Below are 3,297 nucleotides of genomic sequence, written 5' to 3' on the forward strand. Positions count from 1 at the left end.
CGCGAGCACCGCTCGCGGTCCCGGCGCCGGTGCCGGCGGGTGTGCCCGGTCAGGCCGCGATCGGCCGGGCGGGCAGCCCGGCGCCGGCCCGGGCCTGTGCGAACGAGCGCAGCAGGCGGTCGTGGATCGCGCCGTTGGAGGCCACCAGTTCGCCGTCGCCGGGCTTCCAGTCGGTCCCGTCGAACGTGCTGGCCCGACCACCGGCCTCGCGCACCAGGATCGCGCCGGGCGCCCAGTCCCACGGGCCGCAGCGCTGCTCCCAGTAGGCGTCCAGGCGACCGGCCGCCACCCAGGACAGATCGATGCCGGCGCAGCCCAGCCGGCGCACGTCGCGGGTGTCGTTGACCACGGACAGGAACTCGGCCAGATTGTTGTCCGGATCGGTGGCCCGGGACGGCGGGAAGCCGGTGGCGATCACACTGCGGCCCAACGTGCGGGTGTCCGAAACCTGCAGACGCTTGCGCCCCTCGTAGGCGCCGCGCCCGGCCTCGGCCCAGTAGGTCCGGCGCCGGGTCGCGTCGGCGACCACGCCGAGCGCGAGTTGCTCACCGTCCCAGAACGCGATCGCGCACGCGTAATGCGGCAGGCCGTGGGCGAAGTTGGTGGTGCCGTCCAGCGGATCCACGAACCAGGTCGGCCGACGCAGATCCAACTCGGCCAACCCGCCGCCCTCTTCGCCGACCACCGCGTCCTGCGGGTAGTGGCTGCTCAGCCAGGCCCGGACCAGCTTCTCCACCCGCAGGTCGGTCGCGGTGACCAGGTCCGCGGCGGAGGACTTGAGTCGGATCCGCCGGGGGCGCCCGGCCCGGCGAATGGTCTGGGCGGCCTCGCGGGCCACGCGCAGGGCCGCGAGGGTACGGGGAAGGGGAAAGACCACGTCGTCGCTCCTTGCCTACGACGGTCGATGAGCCCGATGCCCATCGATCGCAGGCGGGTTCGGCCCGCGCGATCGGCCCGCGGCCCTCGCCCCACGCGAAAGCCGTCCCGGCATCGGGTCGCCGTCGTGCAATAGATTGCCCCTGCATTATGTCGAGGGCCGCCGCCGTCCACCACCAGGTTGGCGGCGGGCCCCGAGCACCGGATCGGCGGCGGTCAGCTCGTGCCGACGGGTTGGTAGTTGCGGAAGTTCACCCACAGCCGCGAGGGCGCCACGTCCAGGGTGTGCAGCACCGCGCCGTCCGCGGTGGGCAGGAAGGCCAGCCCCTCCGCCTCGGTGCCGGCGGGCAGGTCGCGGTCGAGCACGTCGGCGACGACGCCGGTGTCCGGATCGATCCGGTAGATCGACTTGCGGTCGTTGTCGGCGGACGCGTAGAGCCTGCCCTGATACATCTTGGCGCCCTGGATCCGGCCGACCGTCGTGCTCAGCGGCACCTGCTTGACGAACGACAGGTCGGCCAGGGCGAACACGTTGAGCGCGGTGGTGTTGTTCCACTCGGCGGTATAGACGTAGCCGCGGGCCGCGTCGACGGCCACCCACGGCACGCCCTGGGTGTGCAGGGGCTGCGGGAGTTCGTACGCGGTGCCGGTGAACTCCAGGGTCCGGGCGTCGAACAGCGCGATGAAGGGGTGCCGATACCCGCTGCCGTCCTCGATGGGGGCGTAGATCCTTCCGTCGTGATAGTCGATGTCGCCGATGTGGTTGCCGCCGAGGTCGGCGATCCGCTTGGGGATCGCGAACGGCTTGTCGACGATCCTGGAACCGTCCAGGGTGGTGCGCTGGAGCCCGTTCTGCCAGGAGAAGAACCAGCTCTGCCCGTCGGTGGCGACGCCCTGGGAACGCTGCAGGGCATCCAGGAGCAGGAAGGTCCTGCTGGACGTCTGTCGCCACTCGTCGGCCGCCAGGGCGGGCGAGGTGGTCAGGGCGACGGTCAGTACGGCGCCGCACACGGCGCTGATGGTGGCGGTGACGGCTCGGCGCGGGGAACGTCGACGCATCAGGATTCAACCTCCGGCCCGGGCGCGACCACGCGGGCATCCGCCGTCGTGGTCACGGGAGTTGCGGATCGTGGACAGACAACCGATCGAACACGAACGCCACCAGCACATCGCTTCGCCGGCCCGCTGCCAAGCCGAATTCGATGAACGATCCACGACCCGCGCCCGACCGGCGGACCACCGACCCGCGCCGACGGCGGACGACGGCACGTCCGAAGGGTGACGGCGGGGTCACCCGGCGGATGCGCGCGGCCCGACCGCCCCAGGTCGCCGGCCACCCGACGTGTGGGTGCGGTCACCATTGGTGGAGGGAGTGCGGTGATCGGCGTGGTTGCGGTTGACATGGGGGCATGTGGGTCATATTCCGGAGGTAGTACCCGCACGGCCGCTAGGTACGAGAGTCCGGTGGCGGGTCCGTGGCTCGGGGGTGCTCGCGGTGCCGGTGGCGCCGGGGCGCGGACGCGGATTCGGCCACCGGAGCACTCGACGTTCGACGAGGAGCGTCCTCATGGCACGTCCGGTCGGTATCGACCTCGGCACGACCAATTCGGTGGTCGCGGTTCTCGAAGCCGGTGAACCCACCGTCATCACGAATGCGGAAGGGGCACGGACCACGCCGTCGGTGGTGGCGTTCGCGAAGAACGGTGAGGTGCTGGTCGGCGAGGTGGCCAAGCGCCAGGCGGTGACCAACGTGGAGCGCACCGCCCGCTCGGTGAAGCGGCACATGGGCGACAATTCGTGGCACTTCCCCGACGTCGGCGACATCGACGGCAAGCGCTACACCGCGCAGGAGATCGCCGCTCGGGTGTTGCAGAAACTCAAGCGCGACGCCGAGGCGTACCTGGGCGAGAAGGTCACCGACGCGGTGGTCACGGTGCCGGCGTACTTCGACGACGCCCAGCGCCAGGCCACCAAGGAGGCCGGCGAGATCGCCGGGCTCAACGTGCTGCGCATCGTCAACGAGCCCACCGCGGCGGCGCTGGCCTACGGCCTGGACAAGGTGCGTGATCAGACGATCCTGGTGTTCGACCTGGGCGGTGGCACCTTCGACGTGTCCCTGTTGGAGATCGGCGAGGGCGTGGTGGAGGTCAAGGCCACGCACGGCGACACCCATCTGGGCGGCGACGACTGGGATCAGCGGGTGATGGACCACCTGGTCAAGCAGTTCAAGAACGCGCACGGCGTGGACCTGTCCAAGGACAAGATGGCGCTGCAACGTCTGCGCGAGGCGGCGGAGAAGGCCAAGGTCGAGTTGTCGAGCGCGACCGAGACCTCGATCAACCTGCCCTACATCACGGCCTCGGCCGAGGGCCCGCTGCACCTGGACGAGAAGCTCACCCGCGCCCAGTTCCAGCAGCTCAC

At 70.7% G+C, this 3,297-nt stretch carries 3 protein-coding genes; 1 reads left to right on the forward strand and 2 read right to left on the reverse strand.

Annotated features, from left to right (window positions below):
* Positions 1-49: 49 nt before the first annotated feature.
* Together ACFXMF_RS47230 and ACFXMF_RS47235 are read right to left on the reverse strand one after the other, a co-directional pair.
* The gene (locus ACFXMF_RS47230) at positions 50-877 is read right to left on the reverse strand and encodes an inositol monophosphatase family protein (protein WP_360325146.1); all 828 of its coding nucleotides are present in this window, start codon (positions 875-877) and stop codon (positions 50-52) included.
* Between the two features lie 215 nt (positions 878-1,092).
* Positions 1,093-1,935 (reverse strand): DUF6923 family protein, encoded by an 843-nt coding sequence (locus ACFXMF_RS47235; protein ID WP_360325144.1) that lies wholly within the window; start codon positions 1,933-1,935, stop codon positions 1,093-1,095.
* 508 nt (positions 1,936-2,443) lie between these two features.
* Between ACFXMF_RS47235 and ACFXMF_RS47240 the strand changes: the two genes are divergently transcribed.
* A partial coding sequence (locus tag ACFXMF_RS47240; RefSeq protein WP_360325142.1) for an Hsp70 family protein occupies positions 2,444-3,297 on the forward strand: 854 nt, incomplete at its 3' end.

The sequence above is a fragment of the Embleya sp. NPDC059213 genome, assembly GCF_042754445.1.
Lineage (GTDB): Bacteria > Actinomycetota > Actinomycetes > Streptomycetales > Streptomycetaceae > Embleya.